The organism is Mycobacterium sp. SMC-21 (assembly GCF_045310825.1).
Lineage (GTDB): Bacteria > Actinomycetota > Actinomycetes > Mycobacteriales > Mycobacteriaceae > Mycobacterium.
Window position 1 is genome coordinate 1 of record NZ_JBJIAO010000003.1, and the last position, 24,161, is coordinate 24,161.

The 24,161-nt window shown below is 67.1% G+C and carries 22 protein-coding genes, 1 pseudogene and 1 riboswitch; of the genes and pseudogenes, 15 read left to right on the forward strand and 8 right to left on the reverse strand.

Going from position 1 to position 24,161, the window contains the following annotated elements; all coding sequences use genetic code 11:
* Window positions 1-469: 469 nt before the first annotated feature.
* Window positions 470-2,190: pseudogene (locus ACJH6H_RS03765) on the forward strand (PGRS repeat-containing protein).
* A gap of 11 nt (window positions 2,191-2,201) precedes the next feature.
* Here ACJH6H_RS03765 and ACJH6H_RS03770 read toward each other — a convergent pair.
* Window positions 2,202-2,351 carry a hypothetical protein gene (locus ACJH6H_RS03770; RefSeq protein ID WP_234785527.1) on the reverse strand — a complete coding sequence of 50 codons (150 nt, stop codon included), beginning with the start codon at window positions 2,349-2,351 and terminating at the stop codon, window positions 2,202-2,204.
* Window positions 2,352-2,410: 59 nt separating this feature from the next.
* On the reverse strand, window positions 2,411-3,961 hold the full coding sequence (locus tag ACJH6H_RS03775) for a glycosyltransferase (protein ID WP_406774261.1): 1,551 nt from the start codon (window positions 3,959-3,961) through the stop codon (window positions 2,411-2,413).
* A gap of 106 nt (window positions 3,962-4,067) precedes the next feature.
* On the opposite strand from ACJH6H_RS03775, the gene ACJH6H_RS03780 reads away from it, so the two are divergent.
* The 5 genes from ACJH6H_RS03780 (at window position 4,068) to ACJH6H_RS03800 (ending at window position 9,406) form a co-directional block, all read left to right on the forward strand.
* Window positions 4,068-5,540, forward strand: coding sequence for a M28 family peptidase (locus tag ACJH6H_RS03780; RefSeq protein WP_406774262.1), 1,473 nt, complete (start codon window positions 4,068-4,070; stop codon window positions 5,538-5,540).
* Complete coding sequence (locus tag ACJH6H_RS03785; RefSeq protein WP_406774263.1) at window positions 5,537-7,012, forward strand: M28 family peptidase; 1,476 nt, start codon at window positions 5,537-5,539, stop codon at window positions 7,010-7,012. Before ACJH6H_RS03780 ends, ACJH6H_RS03785 begins: the two co-directional genes overlap by 4 nt.
* An 82-nt stretch (window positions 7,013-7,094) precedes the next feature.
* Window positions 7,095-7,499, forward strand: coding sequence for a hypothetical protein (locus ACJH6H_RS03790; RefSeq protein ID WP_406774264.1), 405 nt, complete (start codon window positions 7,095-7,097; stop codon window positions 7,497-7,499).
* Between the two features lie 66 nt (window positions 7,500-7,565).
* On the forward strand, window positions 7,566-8,204 hold the full coding sequence (locus ACJH6H_RS03795; RefSeq protein ID WP_406774265.1) for a GntR family transcriptional regulator: 639 nt from the start codon (window positions 7,566-7,568) through the stop codon (window positions 8,202-8,204).
* Window positions 8,201-9,406 (forward strand): MFS transporter, encoded by a 1,206-nt coding sequence (locus tag ACJH6H_RS03800; RefSeq protein WP_406774266.1) that lies wholly within the window; start codon window positions 8,201-8,203, stop codon window positions 9,404-9,406. The genes ACJH6H_RS03795 and ACJH6H_RS03800 overlap by 4 nt, the downstream gene beginning before the upstream one ends.
* Here ACJH6H_RS03800 and ACJH6H_RS03805 read toward each other — a convergent pair.
* The 5 genes from ACJH6H_RS03805 to thiC form a co-directional block, all read right to left on the reverse strand.
* Window positions 9,403-9,681, reverse strand: a complete 279-nt coding sequence (locus tag ACJH6H_RS03805; protein ID WP_082934923.1) for a hypothetical protein — start codon at window positions 9,679-9,681, stop codon at window positions 9,403-9,405. The two genes, ACJH6H_RS03800 and ACJH6H_RS03805, sit on opposite strands and share 4 nt — an antisense overlap.
* Window positions 9,682-9,697: 16 nt before the next feature.
* Window positions 9,698-11,185 carry a flavin-containing monooxygenase gene (locus ACJH6H_RS03810; protein WP_406774267.1) on the reverse strand — a complete coding sequence of 496 codons (1,488 nt, stop codon included), beginning with the start codon at window positions 11,183-11,185 and terminating at the stop codon, window positions 9,698-9,700.
* Window positions 11,186-11,199: 14 nt separating this feature from the next.
* Window positions 11,200-11,826 carry an alpha/beta family hydrolase gene (locus ACJH6H_RS03815; RefSeq protein ID WP_406774268.1) on the reverse strand — a complete coding sequence of 209 codons (627 nt, stop codon included), beginning with the start codon at window positions 11,824-11,826 and terminating at the stop codon, window positions 11,200-11,202.
* Complete coding sequence (gene thiD / locus ACJH6H_RS03820; protein ID WP_406774269.1) at window positions 11,823-12,653, reverse strand: bifunctional hydroxymethylpyrimidine kinase/phosphomethylpyrimidine kinase; 831 nt, start codon at window positions 12,651-12,653, stop codon at window positions 11,823-11,825. The genes ACJH6H_RS03815 and thiD overlap by 4 nt, the downstream gene beginning before the upstream one ends.
* A complete protein-coding gene (gene thiC, locus ACJH6H_RS03825; RefSeq protein ID WP_406774270.1) occupies window positions 12,650-14,272 on the reverse strand; it encodes a phosphomethylpyrimidine synthase ThiC in 1,623 nt (540 codons plus the stop codon). Before thiC ends, thiD begins: the two co-directional genes overlap by 4 nt.
* Window positions 14,263-14,378, reverse strand: a riboswitch (TPP riboswitch). It overlaps the preceding gene by 10 nt.
* Window positions 14,379-14,531: 153 nt before the next feature.
* Here thiC and ACJH6H_RS03830 point away from each other — a divergent pair.
* Window positions 14,532-16,286: an MFS transporter gene (locus ACJH6H_RS03830; RefSeq protein ID WP_406774271.1), complete on the forward strand. Its 1,755-nt coding sequence runs from the start codon at window positions 14,532-14,534 to the stop codon at window positions 16,284-16,286.
* A gap of 7 nt (window positions 16,287-16,293) precedes the next feature.
* Here ACJH6H_RS03830 and ACJH6H_RS03835 read toward each other — a convergent pair whose 3' ends face one another.
* Window positions 16,294-17,346, reverse strand: coding sequence for a 2Fe-2S iron-sulfur cluster-binding protein (locus ACJH6H_RS03835; protein WP_406774272.1), 1,053 nt, complete (start codon window positions 17,344-17,346; stop codon window positions 16,294-16,296).
* Window positions 17,347-17,435: 89 nt separating this feature from the next.
* Here ACJH6H_RS03835 and ACJH6H_RS03840 point away from each other — a divergent pair, with 89 nt between their 5' ends.
* The 8 genes from ACJH6H_RS03840 (at window position 17,436) to ACJH6H_RS03875 (ending at window position 24,127) form a co-directional block, all read left to right on the forward strand.
* Complete coding sequence (locus ACJH6H_RS03840) at window positions 17,436-18,425, forward strand: alpha/beta hydrolase (RefSeq protein ID WP_212807123.1); 990 nt, start codon at window positions 17,436-17,438, stop codon at window positions 18,423-18,425.
* Entirely contained in the window at window positions 18,425-19,282 is an 858-nt protein-coding gene (locus ACJH6H_RS03845) for an SDR family NAD(P)-dependent oxidoreductase (RefSeq protein WP_346415970.1), read from the forward strand. Before ACJH6H_RS03840 ends, ACJH6H_RS03845 begins: the two co-directional genes overlap by 1 nt.
* 12 nt (window positions 19,283-19,294) lie before the next feature.
* Window positions 19,295-20,215 (forward strand): ferritin-like domain-containing protein, encoded by a 921-nt coding sequence (locus tag ACJH6H_RS03850; protein WP_212807121.1) that lies wholly within the window; start codon window positions 19,295-19,297, stop codon window positions 20,213-20,215.
* Window positions 20,216-20,227: 12 nt separating this feature from the next.
* Complete coding sequence (locus ACJH6H_RS03855) at window positions 20,228-21,712, forward strand: NAD(P)/FAD-dependent oxidoreductase (RefSeq protein WP_212807120.1); 1,485 nt, start codon at window positions 20,228-20,230, stop codon at window positions 21,710-21,712.
* Between the two features lie 9 nt (window positions 21,713-21,721).
* The gene (locus tag ACJH6H_RS03860; protein WP_318987000.1) at window positions 21,722-22,492 is read left to right on the forward strand and encodes a MerR family transcriptional regulator; all 771 of its coding nucleotides are present in this window, start codon (window positions 21,722-21,724) and stop codon (window positions 22,490-22,492) included.
* 3 nt (window positions 22,493-22,495) lie between these two features.
* Entirely contained in the window at window positions 22,496-22,882 is a 387-nt protein-coding gene (locus tag ACJH6H_RS03865; RefSeq protein WP_061004475.1) for a hypothetical protein, read from the forward strand.
* Window positions 22,883-23,040: 158 nt separating this feature from the next.
* Window positions 23,041-23,664 carry a hypothetical protein gene (locus tag ACJH6H_RS03870; protein WP_061004476.1) on the forward strand — a complete coding sequence of 208 codons (624 nt, stop codon included), beginning with the start codon at window positions 23,041-23,043 and terminating at the stop codon, window positions 23,662-23,664.
* A gap of 139 nt (window positions 23,665-23,803) precedes the next feature.
* Window positions 23,804-24,127: a hypothetical protein gene (locus tag ACJH6H_RS03875; RefSeq protein WP_061004478.1), complete on the forward strand. Its 324-nt coding sequence runs from the start codon at window positions 23,804-23,806 to the stop codon at window positions 24,125-24,127.
* The last annotated feature ends 34 nt before the right edge of the window (window positions 24,128-24,161 follow it).

A 24,161-nucleotide genomic window follows, 5' to 3' on the forward strand; every position in this document is an offset into this window, starting at 1 on the left:
TCACCCACTACATCGCCCGATCCCTACTCGAAACCGGCGGATTCAGACCCCAACTACACCGTCAATCATGAAGAGCCAGATTTGTTTGCAAAGTCGACTCTCTGCCGCGCGTTTCCATTTTCGTGTAGCGGAGAACATGGAGTGGCGCATGAGGCGTATGAGACCGATTAAAAATATTCAATCGCGATAGTTAATAAACCTTCTTCCTGCAAACTGCAAATATTTACTATGCAGTAGCAATATCAGCACTCCACGTGCGTTTATGCGGATTTTTTGAGGAATCTGTTGGCTAGTGGGCAAACATGGTAATTTCCAATAGGCCGAGCGCGGGGCGGCAAAACGCTCTGAATCCAAAGGGGATTCGATCGTGTCCAAGCATCGCAAACAAAAGTCCGGCAGGACCTTGAGGTCCGTCAATTATCTCGCGACCGGTGCCTTGGGCGTCGCAGCCGCGAGTGCCGGCATCGTAATGGCGATTCCGCCAGGCGCGGTGGACGCGCTCACAGCGTCGCCGCGAGCGGTTGAACTCACCGATTTCAGCTTCCCGCTGGCGCCTGCGCAGGATCCGAACAACCCCTTGTGGTGGTTGACCGGGTTGTTCGGGGCGAACGCGTCGCCGCCGGGACCGAAAGCGCTCATCAAGCCGTTCGCCCCGACGACGCCGGACCCATTGGACAGTCCGTGCGGTCTGATCTGTAACGGCGCGGCAGGTACGGCTGCGCACCCGAACGGCCAAGCCGGTGGCATCTTGTTCGGTGACGGCGGCGCAGGCTGGGACAGCACCGATGCAGGAGTCAACGGCGGTGACGGCGGCGCAGCAGGTCTGCTGTTCGGTAGTGGCGGCCGAGGCGGCAACGGCGCCGACGGCACCGACGTCCTGGCCGGCAGTAACGGCGGCAAGGGCGGAAACATGGGTCTGCTCGGGCTGTTCGGGACCGGCGGCAAGGGCGGTAATGGCGGCGCAGGTGGCTTCGGTGCGACCGGTACGGCAGGTGCGACCGGCGCTACCGGAGCCGCAGGCGCAGCCGGCGCGGCAGGTACCGCGGGCACCGCGGGAACTGCGGGCACTGCCGGCGCGACCGGCTCCAAGGGCAGCGACTTTGTATTGATCGGGTTGAAGGGCGGCACTGGTGGCACCGGTGGTGCGGGCGCCGCGGGTGGCGCGGGTGCTTCAGGCGGCACTGGTGGTACCGGTGGCACTGGCGGAACCGGTGGCACCGGCGGAACCGGTGGTGCCGGTACGCCGGGCGGCTCCGGCGGCGGCGGTGGTGCCGGTACGCCGGGCGGCTCCGGCGGCGGCGGTGGTGCCGGTGGGACGGGTCTGCAGGGTACTGCGGCCGGTGCCGGTGGTGCCGGTGGCAGTGCCGGCCTGCTCACGTTGTTCGGTGGCGGCGGCCAAGGTGGTGACGGCGGTATTGGTGGCACCGGCGGAACCGGTGGCACCGGCGGTTCGGGTGGCACCGGCGGCACGGGTGGCAATGGTGGCAATGGTGGCGCAGGCGGCAATGGTGGCGCAGGCGGCACGGGCGGTTCCGGTGGGACTGGTGGCACGGGTGGTACCGGCGGTACCGGTGGCACCGGCGGTACCGGTGGCGCCGGTGGCGACGGCATCTCGCCGATTGCCCCGCTGCCCTTCGCGATCGCAGGTGGTGCGGGTGGCACCGGCGGTGCGGGTGGTAAGGGTGGCACCGGCGGTACGGGTGGTACCGGCGGCGCGGCCGGCGTTGGTGGTGCCGGTGGCGGCGGTGCAACCGGTGGGCCGGCGGTGCGCCTGGTGCCGGAGGCAACGGCGGCCAGGGCGGCCAGGGCGGCGTGGGCGGCACGGGTGGTACCGGCGGCGCTGCGGGCGCCGGCGGTGGTGGCGGTTTGTTGGGCGGCTTGGGAATTGGGTCCGGCGGCACGGCCGGCAGCACAGGTGCCACCGGAGCGAAGGGTGCGACAGGCGCGACCGGAGCGACAGGCAGCACCGGCGCAGCCGGAACGCCCGGAAAGACCGGCGCGTCCGGAAGTACGGGCGCCACTGGCGCCGGTGGCACTGCGGGTGCGGCAGGAAGCGCCGGACACACAGGTGCTGCCGGCAGCGCGGGCAGCACCGGCTCCGCGGGCCATGCGACGTTCGGTGTGAGCGGCGGCGCTGGTGGTGCCGGTGGCGGTGGAGGTGCCGGCGGTGCAGGTGGCGCCGGCGGATAAACCGCGAACGATCAACCGCCCTTGATGCAGAACACCTCGTCAAGGGCGGTTGTTCGTGGCCCAGCTGCGGGTTTGGCGTCCAGACGCCATAGGTCGATCATCGCCGGACCGCGGGTGGCGTCATCGACGACGACGTATCGGTGGCCTTCAGCGGTCCGCAAGACTATGTCGTTTCGTGCGTACACGCCGGAGATGGATTGTGCGTCAGCGAAGTTGACGCCTACCTGAACGACGGTCGGCTCGGCGTTGAGGACTGCCCGCATCCTGCCGACCAAATTCTCGGGGGCGAAGAACAGCCACCCCTGGTCGAGATGGAACCAGTAGCGGCCATTGATGTGCTCGCGCAGTGCGCTGAGTTCTGCCAGTGGTTCCGTCGAGGGGTGTGATCGACGAATTCTAGGAAGGGGTACTGCTCCAACAAGAGTGCCCGGTCTCGGCCGGCGAGACCGGTGTCAAGCACCAGGAATCGATGTGCCTGGCCTACGTCCAGACAGCAGTTCATGAATGTGTTGAGCGCCAGTTGGGTTGTTCGGATGTCCGGTCCCGCGATCAGGCTGATCGTCACCGCGGCACCCCGCTGGTGGCTGGACATGTTGTGTACCAATGCTTCAGGGTATGCCGACGCGGCTTCGAGCAGCGCCGGAACGGACTGATCGCGGTTCCTCGCTATTCGGCTGCGGTCCTCGCCGTTGATGTCAGTACGGGCGAGCAGCTGACGGCACAACGCAAACGATTCTGCGTGCCGGCCGGTCCATGATGCGCAGACGGATTGTTCATCGAGGGCACGCCATTGGTAGACGGACGAATCGACGAACAGGATGTCTGCCTCCGGAAGCGGTATCTCCGCTGCGCATCGTGCGAAGAGATAACCGAGCTGATACTCGCCCCGGGCACGGTACTCGGCGGCGATGGCATGTAGCGGCTCAGCGCGGGTAGGCCGGAACGCCCAAGCCCGCAGGTAAGCATCCAAGACCTGCGGCCACGGTTCGCCCAGGCGGCACATCGACCGGGCCACCTGGCATAGGGCGTAAAACGTCTCTTCGTCCCAGCCGCCCATCTCGGCGCGCCGGCCCGACCAGATTCGGGCGTTGGCGAAATCACCCAGGTTGAAATAGCTTTCGGCGAGGTAGAAGGCCGAACGTTCGTTCGTCGGGTCGCGCTGCACCTCCACCAGCAACAGGTCGCGATCCCGCTCGTACTTTCGCGGATCGTTGTTACGGGCGCCGAGTCGGCGGGACTCGATGAAGTAGTCGCCTTCGAGGCGCTCCTCGTGGAACGGCTCAGTGCAGTCGGCGTATTCGTGGACCACGCCGACGTATCGCCACGGGAGTCCATCGCGAAATAGCTGGCGTCGCCAGTACAGCAGCCCGTCGCTGATCCGCATGGAGTAGACATCGGCGGAGAGGTGCGTGAAGTCGGGCCGGCCGCGGACGGTGTCGTCGGCGTCCATGACCCAGATGTAGTCACTGTGGCCATGGGCGAGCTGCAGTGCTTCGGAACGGTTTTCGCCGAAATTGCGCCATCTGCGTTCGTGGACCTCCCCGGGGACTCCGAGATGCGCCATGTGATTTCGGATCGTCTCCTGGGTGCCATCGGCGGAGCCGGTATCCACGATGACCCAGTAGCTGATATAGGGCGCGACCGCATCGAGCACCTCGGTGACGATGTGTGCTTCGTTGCGCACGATCATGTTGAGGCAGATGGTCGGCCCGGGTGGATTGTCCACTGAATCCGTATACCCGATTTCGGTTGATGTTTGCTGCGCTTCCACCGAAACGGTTCAGCTCATCCACTGCGGGCGTTCGGGAACGGCCACCAGCTTCGCCATCTGGCCCGGTGCATCGGTTTCTGTGAGCCTGCACGCTACGGTGGTGCCCATGGTCCGCACCTCTGTCGCGTTCGCGCTCGTGCTGGCGGCCGCGATCTCGGGGTGCGGAAGATCAGAGCCCGCGGCTGGTGACTTCGCCGGGGACCTGTCGAAGAGTGTGACGGTCGAGGCGACCATGGGCCACCTGGCCAAGTTGCAGGCCATCGCCGACGCCCACGGTGGGAACCGCGCGTTCGGCACACCCGGTTACGACGCGAGCGTGGACTATGTCGCGGATGCACTGCGCGACAAGGGCTTCGATGTCGCCACCCCGGACCTGGAAGTCAAGGTGGCCTACAACAACACGCCCGAGCTGTCGGTCGCCGGCACGCGGATACCGACGCGGGCGCTCGAGTACTCGGTCGGCACGCCGGGGCTCACGGCGCCGCTGGTGCCGGTCAAGGGCGGCCCCGGATCAGGCTGCAACAGTGCCGATTACGACGGCCTGCCGATCAAGGGCGCGGTCGCGCTGGTGGACCGCGGCACGTGCCCCTTCGCGGTGAAGGAAGCGACCGCGGCAGTCCACGGCGCGGTCGCGCTGGTGGTGGCCGACAACAAGGACGATGTCGACGACGCGGGCATCCCCGGGCGCGGCGGCACCCTTGGCGCCAAGGCGACGGTGAAGATTCCCGCGGTACTGATCTCGAAGGCGGCCGGGGCTCGGCTTCGGGCCGCCCCGGGGCCGGTGTCCCTCAAGCTGGACGCCGGTGTGCGGGTTGAGCACACCCGCAACGTGATAGCCCAGACCAAGACGGGATCCGAGCATGACGTCGTGATGGTCGGTGCACATCTGGACAGCGTCAAGGAGGGGCCCGGGATCAACGACAACGGCTCCGGCGTGGCCGCGGTCCTGGAGACGGCTTTGCAGTTGGGCAGCGCCCCGAAAATCGCGAACGCGGTGCGGTTCGCGTTCTGGGGCGCCGAGGAGGAGGGCACGATCGGCTCTGACCGATACATCGAATCCCTCGACGTCGAGGCGCTCAAAGACATTGCGCTGTATCTGAATTTCGACATGCTGGCCTCGGAGAACGCCGGCTATTTCAGTTACGACGGCAACCTGTCCGGCCCGCCGCTGGCCGACGACCTGGTGCCGCGTATCCCGGAGGGCTCGGCGGGAATCGATCGCACCTTCACGGCGTATCTGTCCGATGCCGGTAAGCCGCCTCAGGACTACCCGTTCAACGGACGGTCGGACTACGACGCCTTCACCAAGGCCGGTATCCCGGCCGGCGGGTTGGGCACCGGCGACGAGGAAAACATGAACGACGAGCAGGCCCGGCTCTGGGGCGGTACCGCCGGAAAACCTTTCGACTCCAACTACCACAAGAAGACGGACGACTTGGCGCACATCAACCGCACGGCAATGGACATCATGGGCCGTGGAGTGGCTTTCGGGGTGGGTCGGTACGCCCAGGATTTGAGTGGCCGCAACGGCGTTCCGGTCCGCGATGACCGGACCCGGCACGTGGTCTCGGCATCATGAGGCGGGCACTGGCCGCCGGCCTGCTGACCGCTGTTCTGGCGTCGTGCGCACCACCGCCGCAGCCACCGGCCCCGCCGCCGCCGCCCGCGCCCGACCTCGCGCGCGATCTGGCCGGCCGGGTGGGCACCGACGGCATCTACACCCATCTGAGGAAGTTCGCGGCCATCGCGGCGGAGAACAAGGGCACCCGCGCCGACGGCACCCCCGGCTACCAGGCCAGCGTCGACTACGTCGCGAACCTGCTGCGGGACAAAGGGTTCGACGTTCAGACCCCCGAGTATGTGCGCGTGGAACGCGGTGCCCCCGGCAATCCGGTCCTCGACGTCGGTGGCCGCCGGTGGGGGGTCGTGCAGGCCTCGCTGCTGACATCCACGGCGCCCGGCGGCCTGACCGCGCCGACGTTGCACCCGGTCAAGCCGGCCGGTTGTGCGCCGGACGATTACGGCACCCTCAACCTGCGGGGAGCCATCGCGGTGGTCGACGACGCGGTGTGCTCGGTGGTCGACAAGCAGAATGCGGCGGTGGCTCGCGGCGCGGTCGCGGTGCTGGTGGTCAGCCCGCCCAGCGCGAACGGAGCCCCGCGCGGGCTGTTCAGCCCCGGCTACTACGAACACCTCAACACGCCGGTGGGCATCATCGGCAAGGATGCCGATGCCGTGCTGCTGAAAACCAACAGCCCGGTGAAGCTCACCCTCGACGCCAAGAACGCCGGTGTGAAATCGCGAAACGTCCTGGCTCAGACCAAGACCGGCGATCAGCACAGCGTCGTATTGGCGGGCGCGCACCTCGACAGCGCGCCGACGAGCGCGGGCATCAACGACGCGGCAACCGGGGTGTCCGCATTGCTGGAGACCGCCGCAGCGCTGGGCGGCTCGCCGAAGATCGAGAACGCGGTGCGGTTCACGTTCTGGGGTTCGGGCGCCGTGGGTCAGGAAGGCGCCACCAAGTACGTGCGCGGGTTGGCCGCCGAACCGCTGAATGACATTGCGCTGTATCTGGATTTCGACATCCTGGGTTCACCCAATGCCGGGTTCTTCACGTTCGACGGCGACCAGTCCGGTCAGGCGAACCCTGAGATCCCGCTCGACGCGGTGCCCGCCGGGTCGGCGGGCCTCGAGCGCACCTTGGCCGGATACCTATATCTCGCAGGGAAGCGGCCCGCGGACATGACGATGGACCTGGGCAGTGGCTACGGTCCGTTCCTCACCGCCGGGATTCCGGTCGGCGGCATCTCGACGGGAACGTCGCAGCGCAAATCGCCGATCCAGGCGCGCTTGTGGGGCGGACAGGTGGGCGCCGCCTTCGATCCCGGGTATGGGCCGAAGGGCGATAGCGTCGAGCAGCTGAACCGCGCCGCGCTGGCCGTGACCGGACCTGCCGTCGCGTTTGCGGTCGGCACATACGCGCAGTCGCTCACCGGCCCCAACGGCGTGCCGTTGCACGACGAACGACACCGGCAAGCAGGCAAGTAGCCAAGTTTCACAGCTACTGCATAACCGGAATCGCCGTTCCTGTGAGTCCGGTTGCCAGGTTGCCGGGTTAGTAATGGTGCCCATGAAGAGCACCTATCGCCGTTGGTCGGCCGTCGCCGGCACCGTGACCGTCGTGGCCATGGGCGGGCTGACCGTCGCCTGTGGTTCGCAGGGCAACAACGCGCCGGCCACTGTGACGGTCACCCCGTCGAGCACCACGACCACCACGACGACGGCCAAGCAGCACCACGGCGGTGGTGGCGGCAGCGCGGGTGGCGGCGGTCAGCAGCAGGCGCCGGCACCCGCTCCGGAGACCGTGACCAACACCGAGACGGCGACCCAGACCGAGACCCAGACGCAGACCGAGACCTCGACGTCGGTGCAGACCTCGACGGAAACGTCGACGTCGGTGCAGACATCGACGGTCTACCAGCCGCAGCCGCGCGAGCGCGGCGGCTTCAACAGCTTCGGGCCGCAGCAGCACTGACCAGGCCTGAGTTAGGTCGGTCACTGCTTGTATGCAAGCTTGCATGCAAGTTGCTACTGTCGTCAGGTGGCCATCGATCAGACCCCCGCCGGCGAGCGTGCCTACCGTGACACCAAGAGCAAGATCCTGGTCGGCGCGGTCAAGGGCGGGCAGCTGCTGAGCGAGGTCGAAGTCGCGGCGGAGCTCGGCGTGAGCCGGACACCGGTGCACGAGGCCTTCCTGCGTCTGGCGGCCGAGGACCTTCTCGACCTGCTACCCCGGCGGGGCGCGGTCGTCGTACCGATCCCACCGCGTGAGGCCACCGACCTGCTCGAGATGCGCCTGGCGCTGGAGGGCAGTGCTGTGCGCAGGCTCTGCCGTTCCGAGGCCACCGCGCAGGCGGCGGCTGCCGAACTGGTCCGGCTGATCGACCAGCAGCGCGGCGCGGCTGCCGACCTGGCGCGCTTCGCCGAACTCGACGATGCCTTCCACCGGCACATCGTGGACTCCGCCGGCAACTGCATCGCGCAGCGGTTCTACGGCTCGTTGGGCGACCGGCAACGCCGCATGATGGCCGACGCCGTGCAGGCCGACCAGACGCTCGTCGAACGGCTCATCGCCGAGCACGCCGAGCTGGCCCGGGCCATCGACGTCCGCGACGCGACGGCGTTCGACGCCCACCTGTTGGCGCACCTCGAGTCGACGTACGAGGTGGTGCTGCGATGAGCCGCGCCCGTGTGAAGCCATGGCTCGCCGTCGCCGCCGGCGTCTTCTGCATCGGTTGGGGCGGAAACCAATTCACCCCGATGCTGATCGAGTATGTGCACCGCGCCGGCTACTCCCGGGTCGACGTCGACGTCCTGCTGGGCGCGTACGTGCTCGGCCTGATCCCCGGTCTGCTGGTCGCGGCGGCCATGTCGAACCGCTATGGCCGGCGCCCACTGATGATCGCCGGGCTGATCAGTTCGGCGGTCGGCAGTCTGATTCTCGCGACCGGCGGATTGGGCGGATTCCCAGCACTTTTCGTGGGCCGGCTGCTCTGCGGTCTCAGCGTGGGTGTCGCGATGGCCGTCGGTTCGACCTGGATCGCCGAGCTGTCCGCGTCGCCGTATGACTCGGCCGCCGCCGGTGCCGGCGCGCGCCGGGCCTCGATCTGGCTGTCGCTGGGCCTGGCGATCGGTCCCTTGTGCTCGGGCCTGCTGGCGCAGTTCGCGCCGTTGCCGTTGACACTGACGTACCTGGTGCAGGCGGCGCTGTGCGCGCCCGCGCTGTGGCTCGTGCGGTATCGGACGGTGGAGACCCGGGCTGCGCGGGTCAGCGGAGACCTGTTGTCGCAGTTGCGGGTTCCGGCCGCGACGCACCGCCGCTTCGTCCGCGTGGTCGCCCCGATGGCGCCGTGGGTGTTCGGTTCGGCGGCCATCGCGTATGCCATCGTGCCGGCGCTGGTCGCCGACCGGCTCGGCTCCTGGGCGCTGCTGTACACCGCGGGCCTGACGGTACTGACGCTGGCGTGTGGCGTGCTGGTGCAGCCCGTCGCCCGGCGGCTGGACGACCATTCCAGCGCCCGCGCGGTGGTGGTGTCGATGGTGCTGATGTCGGCAGGCGTGTTCGCCGCGGTCGCCACGGCGGTCACGCGCTCGCCGGCCGTCGCGGTGCTGGTGGCCATGCTGCTGGGCAGCGCCTACGGCATCGCCATCGTGTCGGGGCTGCTGGAGATTCAGCGCATCGCCAAACCGCACGAGCTGGCCGGGGTGTCCGGCGTGTACTACTCGCTGGCGTACGTCGGCTTCCTGCTGCCGGCGGTGCTCGCCGCGCTGGCCCACTACGTCAGCTACCCGGCGATGCTCACCGTGGTCGGCCTACTGGCGGCAGTGTGCACGGTGATCTGTGCGGCCGGCTGGTCCAAGCACCTGCCGGCCCGCGCCTAGCGGTTGCGGGCGACGTTCGCGGCGAGGTAGAGGACGTACCCGATCACGCCGACGGTCGCGAGCTTGCGGGTCTGCGGCACGATGAGGCCGACGCCGAGCGCCGTCTCGATCGATCCGTTGACCTTGAGGTGCTTGTCGATGTCGTCCGGGAACGCCGTGGCGGTGATGCCCTTGAACAGGTCGGGCTTGACGAAGTGCGCCAGTCCGGCCAGTGCCAGGCCGATCCCGGCCAGCAGGCCCTTCTTTCCAGCGGTGTTCTCAGCGGCGTCGGTCACCTGTGGTCCTCTCTGATCACGAAATCTTGTAGTCGCTCAACGGAAATTCGGATGCTTCCCGGATCGCCGTCTCGGTCGACGACGGGCGCAGCAGCGTGGGCTCACCCGCGGGATTGAAATAGTACGAGTGGGCGCTGGCGCAGTTGCCGAGGGTGAACAGCGAGTCGCCGAGCAGTTCGGTCATCCGGTCGAGGAACGCCGTGTTGGCTTCCTCGGTGACCTCGAACGTCGTCGCACCGCGCTTCTTGACCTCGGTGAAAAGCCGGTCCATCAACCGCATCTGGTATTCCATGGTGTTGAAGAAGTTCAATCCCAGGAACGCGTACGGGCTGGCCAGGCTCAGGTAGTTCGGGAAGTACGGCATCGACACGCCCTGGTAGGCCTGGAAACGCGTTTCGCGCCACCACTTTCCGAGATCGCGGCCCTCGCGGCCGATCACCTCGATGGCCGGGAAGTTGGCCTCCCACAGATCGAAACCCGTTGCGAGCACGAGTGTGTCGATCTCGACCTTGATGCCGTCGTTGCCGACGATGCCGTCGGCCTCGATCCGGTCGATGCCGGCGTCCTGCAGGTGCACGTTGGGCCGGTTGAAGGCCTGGTAGTAGCCGTTGCTGAAAGTCGGCCGCTTGCAACCGAAGTCGTAGTCCGGGGTGAGTCGGCGCCGTAGCTCCTTGTCGCGGATGACGAAGAAGCGGTGCATCTTCGACAGGTCGGAGGCCGAGATGTTGAAGCGGCCGCGGAACGTGCCGTAGTGCCGCACCCCGACGGACACCATGACCTCGTAGATCGAGTCGGTGAGCCAGCGAAGCACGCGCTGCGTCAACGGGAACCGGGCGAACATCTTCTTCGCCCGGGCGCCGAAGCGCGGGTCGATCTTGGGCACCACCCAGATGGGCGTGCGCTGGAACACCGTCAGGTCGGCGGCGGTCTTGGCCAGCTCGGGGATCAACTGCACCGCGGTGGCGCCGGTGCCGATGACCGCGATGCGCTTGCCGGCCGGGTCGTAGTCGTCATCCCAGTCGGTGGTGTGGATGACGCGGCCGGCGAAGGTCTCGATGCCCGGAATCGCCGGGATGTTCGGCTGCGACAGGAAGCCGGTGGCGGTGATCAGATAGCGGGCGCTGAGGGTTTCGCCGTCGGCGATGTTGATGCGCCACAGCGCGGCTTCCTCGTCCCAGCGGGCGCCGTTGACGACGACGTTGAACCGGATGTGCCGCCGCACGTCGTACTTGGCCGCGACATCGTCGGCGTACCGCTTGATCTCCGGTCCCGGGGTGAACAGGCGCGACCAGTTCGGGTTGGGCTCGAAGAAGTAGGAGTAGGTGGTCGTCGGCACGTCGACCGCGAGACCTGGATAGTGGTTGACGTACCAGGTGCCGCCGAGGTCGTCCTCGCGCTCCAGGATGGTGAAGTTCTCGATCCCGAGGCGTTTGAGCTGGATGGCCGCACCGATACCGGCGAATCCCGCGCCGACGATGACCGCGTCGTACTGCTGCGTCGTCATATTCAGACGGTACCTCAGGTACCGCTTCGGGCCACGAACACAAGGGCCGCGGCGACCGCCAGCGCAGGGACGTCCACGGTCTTGGATCCCAGGTCATGGCGGGCCCCGGTGATCTCGATGAGCTCAGTGGGTGCCGGGATCAGCTGGGCGGCGGCCGTGAGCTCATCGATGCTGCCGAACGGGTCGGCCGTGCCGTGCGTGAACACTGTGGGGACCTCGATCTGGCCCAGGTGCTCGGTGCGCGCCCGCTCGGGCTTGCCGGGCGGGTGAAGGGGATAGGAGAACAGCGTCAGGGCCGCCAGGTCGGCGCCCTGGGCGGCCACCATCGACGTCATCCGGCCGCCGTAGGAATGTCCGCCGGCGATCACCGGGCCGTCGGTCAGGGTGTGCGCCAGCTCGATCGCCTCGACGATGCCCTGCTGGTCCGAGGCCGCCGAGTTGGACGGCGGACCCTTCGGGCGGCGCCGCCGGTAGGGCAGGTTGTAGCGGATCGCGAGCCAGCCGTGGCGGGCCCATTCGTCGCAGATGCGGATGATCAGTGGGGCGTCGCGGTTACCGCCCGCGCCGTGCGTCAGCAGCACGACGCCCGTCGGCGTCCCGTCGGGTTCGTGCGCGATGCCCGCGATGTCGTCGAGGCTCATGCCTGCAACCTGAACAGCGCGTTGACCGGACCGTGGCCGTGGCCCAGCGGGTAGGCCGCCCGCAGACATTCGGTCACCCAGCTCTTGCCGAACGCCACCGCGTCGGGCACCGAAAAGCCGTGCGCCAGCGCACAAGCCGTCGACGCCGCGAGCGTGTCGCCCGCGCCGTGGTCATGGCCGGTGTCGATGCGCTCGGTGGTGAATTCGTAGAACTCGTTGCCGTCGTACAGCAGGTCCGGGCTGTGATCGCTGGAGCGCAGGTGGCCGCCCTTGACCAGGGCCCACTTCGGGCCCAGGTCGTACAGGGCCTTGGCGGCATCCTTCTGGGTCGACGCGTCCACCACGTCGATGCCCGTGATCAGCCGGACCTCGTCGAGGTTCGGGGTGACCAGGGTGGCGATCGGAAACAGCTGGGTGCGAACCGAATTCAGCGCGCTCGGGTGCAGCAGCGGGTCGCCGTGCATGGACGCGCACACCGGGTCGACGACGAGTGGGATGTCACCGTCGAGCGAACTCCATGTCTCCGCGACCGCGCCGATGATGTCGGCCGAGGCCAGCATGCCGGTCTTGGCCGCCTGGATGCCTATGTCATCGACGACCGCGGTGATCTGCCCGCTGATGATGTCGAGCGGCAGCTCATGAAAACCCTTGACCCCCACCGAGTTCTGCACCGTCACCGCGGCGACGGCGACGCACCCGTGCACGCCGAGCATCGCGAAGGTACGCAGGTCGGCCTGGATGCCGGCGCCGCCGCCGGAATCAGAGCCGGCGATGGTCATCACCCGCAGCGGCGTTTTGCCCGGCGGGGTCAAGGGCAAGAGGTTCACGGAGCCAAGGGTAGATACACCCGGTTGCCGTGGTCAGCGAACTCCTGGGATTTCTCTGCCATGCCCTGGGCGATCTCGTCCGCGAAATCGGGGGCGACCCCGTCCGGGTAGGCGTCGCGGATGTCCTGCGTGATGCGCATCGAGCAGAACTTCGGCCCGCACATCGAGCAGAAGTGCGCCGTCTTGGCGGGCTCGGCCGGCAGCGTCTCGTCGTGGTACTCGCGAGCGGTGTCGGGGTCGAGCGACAGCGCGAACTGGTCGTGCCAGCGGAACTCGAAGCGGGCCTGCGACAGCGCGTTGTCGCGGTCCTGCGCGCCGGGGTGACCCTTGGCCAGGTCGGCGGCGTGCGCGGCGATCTTGTAGGCGATCACCCCGTCCTTGACGTCCTTGCGGTTGGGCAGGCCCAGGTGCTCCTTGGGGGTGACGTAGCACAGCATCGCGGTCCCGGCCTGGGCGATGATCGCCGCGCCGATGGCCGAGGTGATGTGGTCGTACGCGGGCGCGATGTCCGTCGCCAGCGGGCCCAGTGTGTAGAACGGGGCCTCCTCGCAGAGTTCCTCTTCCAGGCGCACGTTCTCGACGATCTTGTGCATCGGGACGTGGCCCGGGCCTTCGATCATGACCTGCACGCCATGGGATTTGGCGATCTTGGTGAGCTCGCCCAGGGTGCGCAGCTCGGCGAACTGGGCCTCGTCGTTGGCGTCGGCGATGGAGCCGGGACGCAGGCCGTCACCGAGGGAGAAGGTGACGTCGTAGCGCTGCAGGATGTCGCAGAGCTCTTCGAAGTGCGTGTAGAGGAACGACTCCTGGTGGTGCGCCAGGCACCACGCCGCCATGATCGAGCCGCCGCGCGACACGATGCCGGTGACGCGCTTGACGGTCAGCGGGATGTAGCGCAGCAGCACGCCGGCGTGGACGGTCATGTAGTCGACGCCCTGCTCGCACTGCTCGATGACGGTGTCGCGGTACAGCTCCCACGTCAGCTTGGTGGGATCGCCGTTGACCTTCTCGAGCGCCTGGTAGATCGGCACGGTCCCGACGGGGACGGGGGAGTTGCGCAGGATCCACTCGCGGGTCTGGTGGATGTCCTTGCCGGTGGACAGATCCATGATCGTGTCGGCGCCCCAGCGGGTGGCCCACACCATCTTGTCGACCTCTTCGGAGATGGACGAGGTCACGGCCGAGTTGCCGATGTTGGCGTTCACCTTCACGGCGAAGGCCTTGCCGATGATCATCGGCTCGAGCTCGGGGTGGTTGTGGTTGGCCGGGATGATGGCGCGGCCGCGGGCGACCTCGTCACGCACCAGCTCGGCGGGCAGGCCCTCGCGCTCGGCGATGAACGCCATCTCGGCGGTGATCTCACCGTTGCGGGCGCGCTGCAGCTGCGTGCCGCGGTCCTTGACGACGCCGGGACGGGCCGGCAGGCCCTTCTCCAGGTCGATGGTGGCGTTCTCGTCGGTGTACGGACCCGAGGTGTCGTACAGGTCGAGGTGGTCGCCGGTGGTCAGGTTGACCCGGCGGAACGGGACCTTGCCACCGTCGGGAAGCTCCCGGTACACCTTCGTGCTGCCCTGGATGGGGCCGCAGGAAAGGTCGTTGAATACAGCAATTGCAGTCATCTGCTTACTCCCTACGCCGGCATTACCCGGTCAGGTTCATACGGTCGACGGCGCCATCCAGCCGTCCTCTCAGCGCACCAAGGTGTGCGCTCCCGCGCGGACGTAGTTCACCGTAGTCGATGCTCGCTGGAAGGCAAGGGTGTGGCGGTACGTGCCCATGCCCGCCGTTTCGGCTGTTCGGTGACTGGGAATCGAATTGTCATGAGGTCGTTTGTATAGCTAACATATGTTTTTCTGATATTGGAGCGAAGACCGACTGATGACGACTGACACCGAGCTCACCGGGCAGCCCGACACCGCCCTCGCGGCAACCGCACGCCGACGCGTCCAGATGGACCACGACCACCCGCGCTACAAGTGGGTCGTCCTGGCCAACACGACACTGGGCACGCTGCTGGCCACGATCAACGCGTCGATCGTGCTGATCTCATTGCCGGCCATCTTCCGGGGCATCGGGCTGAACCCGCTGGCGCCGAGCAACGTCAGCTACCTGCTGTGGATGCTGATGGGCTACCTCGTGGTGACCGCAGTGCTCGTGGTGCCCTTCGGCCGGCTCGGCGACATGTACGGCCGGGTCCGCATCTACAACCTGGGTTTCGTCATCTTCACGCTGGCGGCCGTCGCGCTGTCGTTCGATCCGTTCCATCTCGGCGGCGGTGCGGTCTGGCTCATCGCCTGGCGGGTGATCCAGGGTGTCGGCGGCGCGATGCTGATGGCGTCGTCGTCGGCGATCTTGACCGACGCCTTCCCGGCCAACCAGCGTGGCATGGCACTCGGCGTGAACATGGTGGCCGCCGTGGCCGGATCGTTCCTCGGCCTACTGATCGGCGGCTTCCTCTCGGAATGGGAGTGGAAGGCCGTGTTCTGGGTCGGCATCCCGATCGGCGTGATCGGCGCCATCTGGAGCTACCGCTCGCTGCGTGAGCTGGGTACCCGGTCGCCCGGCAAGCTGGACTGGGCCGGCACGGTGACCTTCGGTCTGGGCCTGACGGTGCTGTTGCTCGGCATCACGTATGGCATTCAGCCGTACGGTGATTCGCCCACCGGCTGGGGCAGCCCCGCTGTCCTCGGCTCCATCGGCGTGGGCCTGCTGCTGTTGGTCGTGTTCTGCATCATCGAGCTCAAGGTCGAGTCGCCGATGGTCGACATGCGGCTGTTCAAATCCGCGACCTTCGGCATGGGCAACCTGGCGGGGCTGCTGTCGTCGGTGGGCCGTGGCGGGTTGCAGTTCATGCTCATCATCTGGCTGCAGGGCATCTGGCTGCCGCTGCACGGCTACGACTTCGAATCGACGCCGCTGTGGGCGGGCATCTACCTGTTGCCGGCGACCATCGGCTTCCTGGTGGCCGCACCCGTCGCAGGCAGCCTGTCCGACCGCTTCGGCGCGCGGCCGCTGGCGGTCGGCGGCATGCTGCTGATGGCCGTGACTTTCGTTGCGCTGCTGCTCATTCCGGTCAACTTCGCGTACTGGGAATTCGCCTTGCTGGTGTTCCTCAACGGCGTCGGTGGCGGTATCTTCACCGCGCCGAACACCGCGGCCATCATGTCCAGCGTGCCGGCCGCGCAGCGCGGCGCGGCATCGGGCGTGCGGTCGACGTTCTTCAACGCCGGCAGCTCGCTGTCGATCGGTATCTTCTTCTCGCTCATGGTCGTCGGGCTGGCCGGCACGCTGCCGACCGCGTTGTCCAGTGGCCTGCAGCAGCAAGGGGTTTCGGCTGACGTCGCGCAGCAGGTGGCCGAGCTGCCGCCGGTGGGCAGCCTGTTCGCGGCCTTCCTCGGCTACAACCCCATGGGCGAATTGCTGGCGCCGTTCCACACCCTGCAACAGCCCGGTGTCAATGCCGCCACCCTGACGGGTCAGAGCTTCTTCCCGCAGTTGATCACCGAGCCGTTCCATTCGGGCCTGGTCGTGGTATTCGGCGCGGCCGCCGTGATGATGCTGCTCGGTGCGGTGGCGTCGATGTTCAACCCGGGCACCTACGCCACGGAGCCCGGCGCCGACAACGCGGCGTGACCGCCGATCAGCGGTCGAAAACCGCTGTCAGATGGTCGGATTCGGGTATCGACTGGCACGCCAGCCGGACGCCGATGCCGAGTTCGTAGTCGTCGAGGGTGTCGTTGACGCGCATGCTCACCTCGCCCTGGCGCAGGGTGTACGCGCAGGCGCCGCAGTTGCCCTCGCGGCAGGCGTAGGGCGCGTCGATACCTTTGCTCAGCAGGGTGTCGAGCAGCACCTCGGTTCTGGGCCAGCTGATCTCGTGGGTGTCGCCGTCGATCTCGACGGTCGCGGTCGCCGCCTGGCCGTCCGGGGCGGCATCGGTCACCGGCTCCGGTGCGGCGAAAGCGTCTGTGGTCAGCGATACGAAGACCTCGCGGTGCACGTGCTCGCGGGCGACGCCGGCATCGTGCAAGGCCGCCGCGGCCACGTCCATGAATGCTGCCGGGCCGCACAGATAGGCGGCGGTATCGGCACCCGGCATCGCGGGCAGCAGGGCGCGCAGTCCGGCCGGGGTGGGGAGGCCGGACTCCGACTCGAGCCAGTGCATGAGGGTCAGCCGGTCGGCATGTGCCGCAAGGAGTTCCGTCAGCTCGGCGTCGAAGATGACGGACTCGCGGTCGCGGTTGGCATAGACGAGCGTCACCCGGCGGCCGGACTGCAGGAGCACGGCGCGGATCATCGAGATGACCGGGGTGATGCCGCTGCCGGCGGCGACGAAGATCAGCTCGCTGTCCGCCGGCCGGACAGTGAAAGCGCCTGCGGGCGTGAGTGATTCCAGCGTCATTCCGGCCTTGGCGTGGTCGCACAGCCAGTTGGAGGCGAGGCCGCCCGAGGTGCGCTTCACGGTCACCTTGAGATGCTCGTCGGCGGACGGACTGCTCGAGAGTGAATAGCACCGCGAGACCGCGCCGTCGCGCGCCGGGATGCGCAGTGTCAGGAACTGGCCGGCCTCGTAGGCGAAGTGTTGGCGCGCATCGTGCTTGGCTGCAAGGACCAGCGACACGGCGTCGGGGGTCTCGCTGATCACGTCGACCACGGTCAACTCGTGTGACCTGGACGCTGTCGATGCGGTCATGAAAATGCCTTCCGTTGTGGGACCAGGTCAGATTGTCGCCGCCAACTGTGCCATTGACAAATGGCACAGTTAATGATGACCTAGTTGCCGTGACGGAAACTGATCGGGCAACGTTGCCCGAAGTACCCACGCGCGCAACGTTGCGCGCCGCGCTCTCGGCCACGGTGACCCGCTGGACCCTGGGCAATCTGACCAGCGTCATCCCGATGAACACGCCCGGTGTCTGGTTCGGCCGCGGGCTGATCGCGACCATCATGGAGACCTTCGGTTCCATGCCCGGCGGCACTCGGATCATCCCGGTGCGCACACCGGACCTGCGGGGCGAATGGGTCCTCGGCCCGGGTGTCGAATTCGGCCGCCGCGCCGGCTACTACGTGCACGGCAGTGCGTACGTCATCTGCTCGGCGCGCACCCACCGCAAGCTGGTGGCCCGCCTGTCGGAGGCGACCGGACTGCCGATGTTCGTCGTGGACTACCGCCTGGCCCCCGAGCACCGCTTCCCGACGGCAGCCGAGGATGTCGAAGCCGGGTACCGCTGGCTGCTGTCGGAGGGCTATGCGGCCTCGGACATCGTGATGGGCGCCGACTCCGCCGGCGGTCACCTGACCTGCGACATGCTGCTGGCGCACGCCGGCGACCCGGACTTCCGGCCCGCGGGCGTGGTGCTGTTCTCGCCGCTGATCGACGTGACGCTCGGACTGGCTCTGGAGCAGGAGAAGGCGTCGTACCGCGACCCGGCGATGTCGGCGACGGCGGCTGCGCGCATGGTCGGGCTGTACACCCAGGGCCAGAACCTGGCCGATCCGCGGCTGCGCCTCGACTTCGCCAAGGCCGACCAGTTGCCGCCCATCCTGATTCAGGTCGGCGGTTTCGAGATGCTGCGCGCCGACGCCCGCTACCTCGATGCCGAGCTGCGCCGCGCCGGTGGTGTCAGCACACTCGAAGTCTGGCCCGGCATGGTGCACGTCTTCCAGGCCCTGCCGCATCTGGCACCCGAGGCCGCCCCGGCGCTGCGCCGCGCCGCGGCCTTCATCGCCGATGCCTACAAGCGATCCAACGAACTCGAAGAGGTGTGCTGATGATCGGCCTCGACACGATTCTGAATGTCTTTCGCGGCGAACGCCGTTCGGACAAGGCGAAGGCGGTCGTCACCGGCGCCGGCAGCGGGATCGGGCGGTCGTTCGCGCTCGAGCTCGCGCGCCGGGGCGGCGAGATCATCTGCGCGGACATCAGCATGGAGCGCGCGCAAGAGACCGTCGCGCTGATCGACCAGCTGCCCACCGGCAAGGGCCACGCCGTGCAGTGCGACGTCGCCGACCGCACCGCCATCGAGCTGCTGGCCAAGCAGGCGCAGGAGATCTTCGGTGGCGCGCCGACGCTGGTGATCAACAACGCGGGTGTCGGCATCGGCGGAAAGCCCGTGGGCGACATCGGTTTCGAGGACTGGGACTGGGCACTCGGCATCAACCTCTGGGGTGTGGTGTACGGCTGTGAGGTCTTCACGCCGCTGCTGCGCGAAGCCGGCCGGGGTGGCATCATCAACGTGGCCTCGGCCGCCGGATTCGCCGCCGCGCCGTCGATGGCGGCCTACAACGTGTCGAAGGCCGGCGTGATGTCGCTGTCGGAAACCCTCGCCGCCGAACTCGACGGCACCGACGTCGCCGTCACCGTCCTGTGCCCGACCTTCGTGAAGACCAACGTCTTCACCGACGGCCGCATCACCCCCGGCTCGATGAGCCTGAGCCAGCAGCTGGCCCGCTGGACCGGCCTGTCGGCCGACAACGTCGCCGCCCGCACGCTGGACGCGCACGACGGCGGCCGGCTCTACGTGGTGCCGCAGATCGACGCCACCGTCATCTGGCACCTCAAGCGACACTTCCCGGCCCTGTACGTCCGCGGTGCCGGACTGCTCGGTCGCGTACTTCCCAAGGACTGAAAGGAACCCATCATGGCAATGGATCTCGACGACATGCTGCAGAAGATCAAGGACAAGCAGTGGGCCCTGGCCGACATCGACTGGGACGCACCGGGTGCTGAACTGATCGAGCCGGAACTGTGGGCCAAGCTCAAGCCGTTCATGACCGATCTGATGTGGATCGAGAACGTCGGCGCCCGTGGCTTCGCCGCACTGGCCCGCAAGGCCCCGACCCCGACGCTCAAGAGCATCTACGAGCACTTCCACGCCGAGGAGCAGAAGCACGCCAACGCCGAGCTGGCCCTGATGCGGCGCTGGGGCATGCTCGAGAACGACGAGGTCCCGCCGCCGAGCGTCAATGTGCAGCTGGTGATCACCTGGCTCGACAAGTTCTCCGACGGCATGTCGCTGTCGATCCTCGGCACCGTCATCCCCATGCTGGAGGTGGCACTGGACGGCGCACTCATCAAATTCATCACCGATGAGGTCAAAGACCCGGTGGCGCAGGAGGTTTTCAAGCGCATCAACTCCGACGAGTCGCGACACCTCGCCGTCGACTTCGAGGTCATGGACATCCTCGGCCACGCCGACATGCGCAAGCTGGTCGTCGACTTCGTCGGCAGCTGGATGAACCCGGCACTGATCGTCGGCACGCTGAGCTACTTCCCCCTGCTCAACAAGATGCGCGACAACATCGTGGCCATGGGCGTCAACGAGGAACGCCTGTACCAGGCCATGCGGCGGTTCCAAAGTGTCGGTGAGCGAAGCGCTTTCGCGCGCCGGGTGCCCATGTACCGGTTCATCTCGTGGCACGCCAAGAAGGTCATCGACCGTACCTCGAAGTACCACTGGCTGGCCGATTCGCTGGTGGTGGTCACCGGCGCCATCCCGATGCCGCTGGTGAAGTACACGCCGACCTGGTCGGACGAGCTGACCTACGAGCCGGTTGCGTAAGGGAATTCACGAATGACCATTTCTGTAGCGATCATCGGTGCGGGCTTCGCCGGCATCGGAGCCGCCATCCGGCTCAAAGACCAGGGCATCACCGATTTCGAGATCTTCGAGCGCGGCACCCGGGTCGGTGGCACCTGGCGCGACAACACGTATCCCGGTGCGGCGTGCGACATCCCGTCGCGCCTGTATTCCTACAGCTTCGCGCCGAACCCGGACTGGTCGCACACCTACTCCGGTAGCGACGAGATCCTCGGCTACATCGACAGCATGGTGGAGTCGTTCGGTATCGCGCCGCACATCCGCTTCGGCCACAACGTCACCGGTGTGGAGTACGACGAGGTGGCGGGGGAGTGGACCGTCAACTTCGAGGGGCGCGAACCGGTGCAGGCGCGCGCCGTGATCGTCGCCTCGGGACCGTTGGCGAACGCCAGCTTCCCGAAGATCGAAGGCATCGAGACCTACGAAGGCAAGAAGATCCACAGTGCCCGTTGGGATCACGACTACGACTTCACCGGCAAGAAGGTCGCGGTCATCGGTACCGGCGCCAGTGGCGTGCAGATCGTCCCGGAACTGATCAAGGTCGCCAAGTCGGTCAAGGTGTTCCAGCGCACGCCCGGCTGGGTGATCCCGCGCATCAACGGCGCGACCAGCGGCTGGCTGAAGCGCATCTACAAGGACGTGCCGTTCGCCGAGAAGCTCGCGCGGTCCGCGTGGTTCTGGGGACACGAGTCGGTGGCGCTCGGTGTGGTGTGGGACAGCCCGTTCACCCGGGTGGTCGAGGCACTGAGCCTGGCGAATCTGCGCCTGCAGGTGAAGGATCCGTGGCTGCGCCGCCAGCTGACCCCCGACTTCTCGGCCGGCTGCAAGCGGCTGCTGATGACCGCCGACTACTACCCGGCGCTGCAGGCCGACAACTGCAAGCTCATCACGTGGCCCATTGCACGGTTGTCGCCCAAGGGGATTCGGACAGTCGAAGGCATCGAGCACCAATTCGACGCCATCGTTTTCGCCACCGGTTTCGATGTGTCCAAGGCCGGCACCCCGTTCCCCGTCATCGGTATCGACGGCCGGGAGCTCGCCGCGGAATGGAGCCGGGGCGCGTATGCCTACCGCAGCGTCGCGGTATCCGGTTACCCCAACCTGTATTTCACGTTCGGACCCAACTCCGGACCCGGCCACAGCTCCGCGCTGGTGTACATGGAGGCGCAGATCGACTACATCGTCGAGGCGATCTCCAAGCTGCTGCAGTTCGGGTGGAAGTCGCTCGACGTCCGGCCCGAGGTCCAGGCCCGGTACAACGAGGACATCCAGCAGCGACTGCAGTCCACGACGTGGAACTCGGGCTGCCAGAGCTGGTACCTGACCGAGGACGGCTTCAACGCGACGATGTTCCCCGGGTTCGCCACCCAGTACGTCAACCAGCTGAAGACGGTCAATCTGCACGACTTCAAGATCACTGCTGCACAGACCAGCAGTGCTTCGGTCCTGACCGCATAGAATCCGCTGGTGGCTGAGTACCGGATCGACGACCTCGCGCGCGAAGCGGGGACGACAACCCGGAACGTCCGCGTCTACCAGGAGAACGGCCTGCTGCCCCGGCCTCAGCGCCGGGGCCGGGTCGCGATCTACACCGACCGGCACCTGAGCCAGCTGCAGGCGATCGTCCGGCTGCTCAGCGAGGGCTTCACCGTCAAGCACATCTTGAAGTTCCTCACCGGCCTGCAGCGCGGTGAGGGGCTCGTCGAGGTGCTGGACCTGGCCGATCTCGAGGAGCTGGTGATCGCGCCGTGGTCGAATCCCGAGGCGCAGACCATGACGCGCCAGGAGCTGGAGATGCAGCTGGGCCGGCTCGACGGCGCGACGTTGCGCCGGCTCGTTTCGGGCCGGATCATCGAGCCGACCGACGAGAAGGACTCCTACCTGGTCCCGGACCGGCGGGTGATCGACGACTTCGCCAAGCTCATCTCCCGCGGGATGCCGTTGGCGGCGATCCTCAAGACCACCACGGCGGTCGACAAGAAGCTCGACGAAGCGGCCCGCGCCATGACCCGGGCCGGGCACACCGAGGTGGTTCGGCAGCGCGGGACCGGCTGGTATCCCAGCAACGACGTCGAACTTGCCTGGGCCGCCGACCTCATCGATGCCATGCGCCGTGTATCTCGCCGTTCTGCTCACGCTAGCCTTGACCGCGCGTTAGATGAAGCGGTGCGTGCCGAGCTGCGGCAGTACCAGCAGGAGGCCAAGGACAAGGGGGCTCCTGTCGAACGGAAGGCGTGAGTCATGGCGCAGGCAGACGGAGCTGAGGCTTCCTCCGGCAAACGGAAGCGCGGGCCGAAGACCCTCGTCCAAGCGGTGTTCGCATTGATGGACGATGTCGCCGAACTCCGGAAATCCGCGCAGTTCATCGCCGACAACATCGCCGCCCTGAGCGAGAGCGCAGCGGGCATCGACAGGCACGCCGAACTGATCGCCAGCCAGATCACCACGTTGACCGAGGCCGCGGCCGGCATCGACACGTCTGCCGAGAAGATCGCCCACGGTGCCAACTCCATCGCGGCGACCCTGCCGAGCCTGAAGCGGCTCGCCGAAGTCGTGGAGCCGCTCGATACCACGGTGGCCCGGCTGGGCTGGCTCGTCGACCGGCTTCCCGGCGTAAAACGAAGCTAGTCGTCAATTCCTGTTCTCGCAGAACGGAATTCGTCCTCACTCGTCAATATCGAGACCCGTGTCGATCGGCTATTGCCACCCGCCGAACATCGGAGGAACGTATATCGGTGGACCGGCGGCGCCGCTGGGGCGCTGCCCCGATATAGAGGGGGTGGGCCGTGTACGCACGCTCTACCACTATCAACGCACAACCCTCGGCTATCGACTCGGGAGTGGCTCACCTCCGCGATGAAGTGATGCCCCAACTCCAAGGTCTCGACGGGTTCGTCGGCATGTCGCTGCTCACCGACCGGGAGTCCGGCCGGTGCATCGTGGTGACCGCGTGGGAGTCCCAGGACGCGATGAACGCCGTCGCCGAGCAGGTTCGGCCGATTCGTGAAAAGGCGACCCAGATGTTCAGTGGCGGCGCCCCGACCGTTGACGAGTGGGACATCGCGATATTGCACCGCGCTCGCCAGATGCCCGAGGGCGCGTGCGCGCGGGTTACGTGGGGACATGTCGACCCGGCCCACGCCGACGCCGCCATCGAGCATTTCAAGATGAACATCGTCCCCGACAGTGAGGCGCTCGAGGGCTTCTGCAGCACCAGCCTGCTGGTCAATCGGAACACCGGACGCGGCGTGGCCTGCACGACGTTCGACAGCCGAGAAGCCATGGAGCGCAACCGGGATGGCGCGCGCACGATGAAGCAGATGCGCATGAAGGAAACCGGTGCGGCCGAGCTGGACGAGGCCGAGTTCGACGTGGCCTTCGCTCACCTGCGGGTGCCGGAACTGGTTTAGCCGCAGGCGCCGAACCGACCCGGGGACCGGACCGGTGCCGGGTCGTGCTCGGCTGCCCCGTGGGGGCAAGCCAAGAATCTGCCAAGCGTCGGGCTGCATGCTTCCTTCACCAATCAGCAGCAGAGACAGGTGAGTTCACATGACGCGACGAATCGCACGACTGGCCGCGGCGGCACTGTTGTCCGGCGGGATGAGTCTGGCCGCTTTCGGGTTGAGTGCCGGCACTGCCCAGGCAGAACCCTCCTCGGGCACCTGGTGTCCGGGCCAGCCGGTCCCCGGAGGCTTCACCGAGGTCGACTGGGACTGGACGACCTGCCATCGATACAACTTGGTACACCGCGGAATGCCGCCCCAGGTCGTCGGCATGACCGCCGAAGACGGCTGGTACGGCGGCCACCCCCACTACCGCACCGTCGCGGGCGAGAACACCAACGCGACCTGCCAGTTCCTGGGGTGCCCGTAGCACTCGGCGTAGCTGATGACGGTGAAACCCGTTG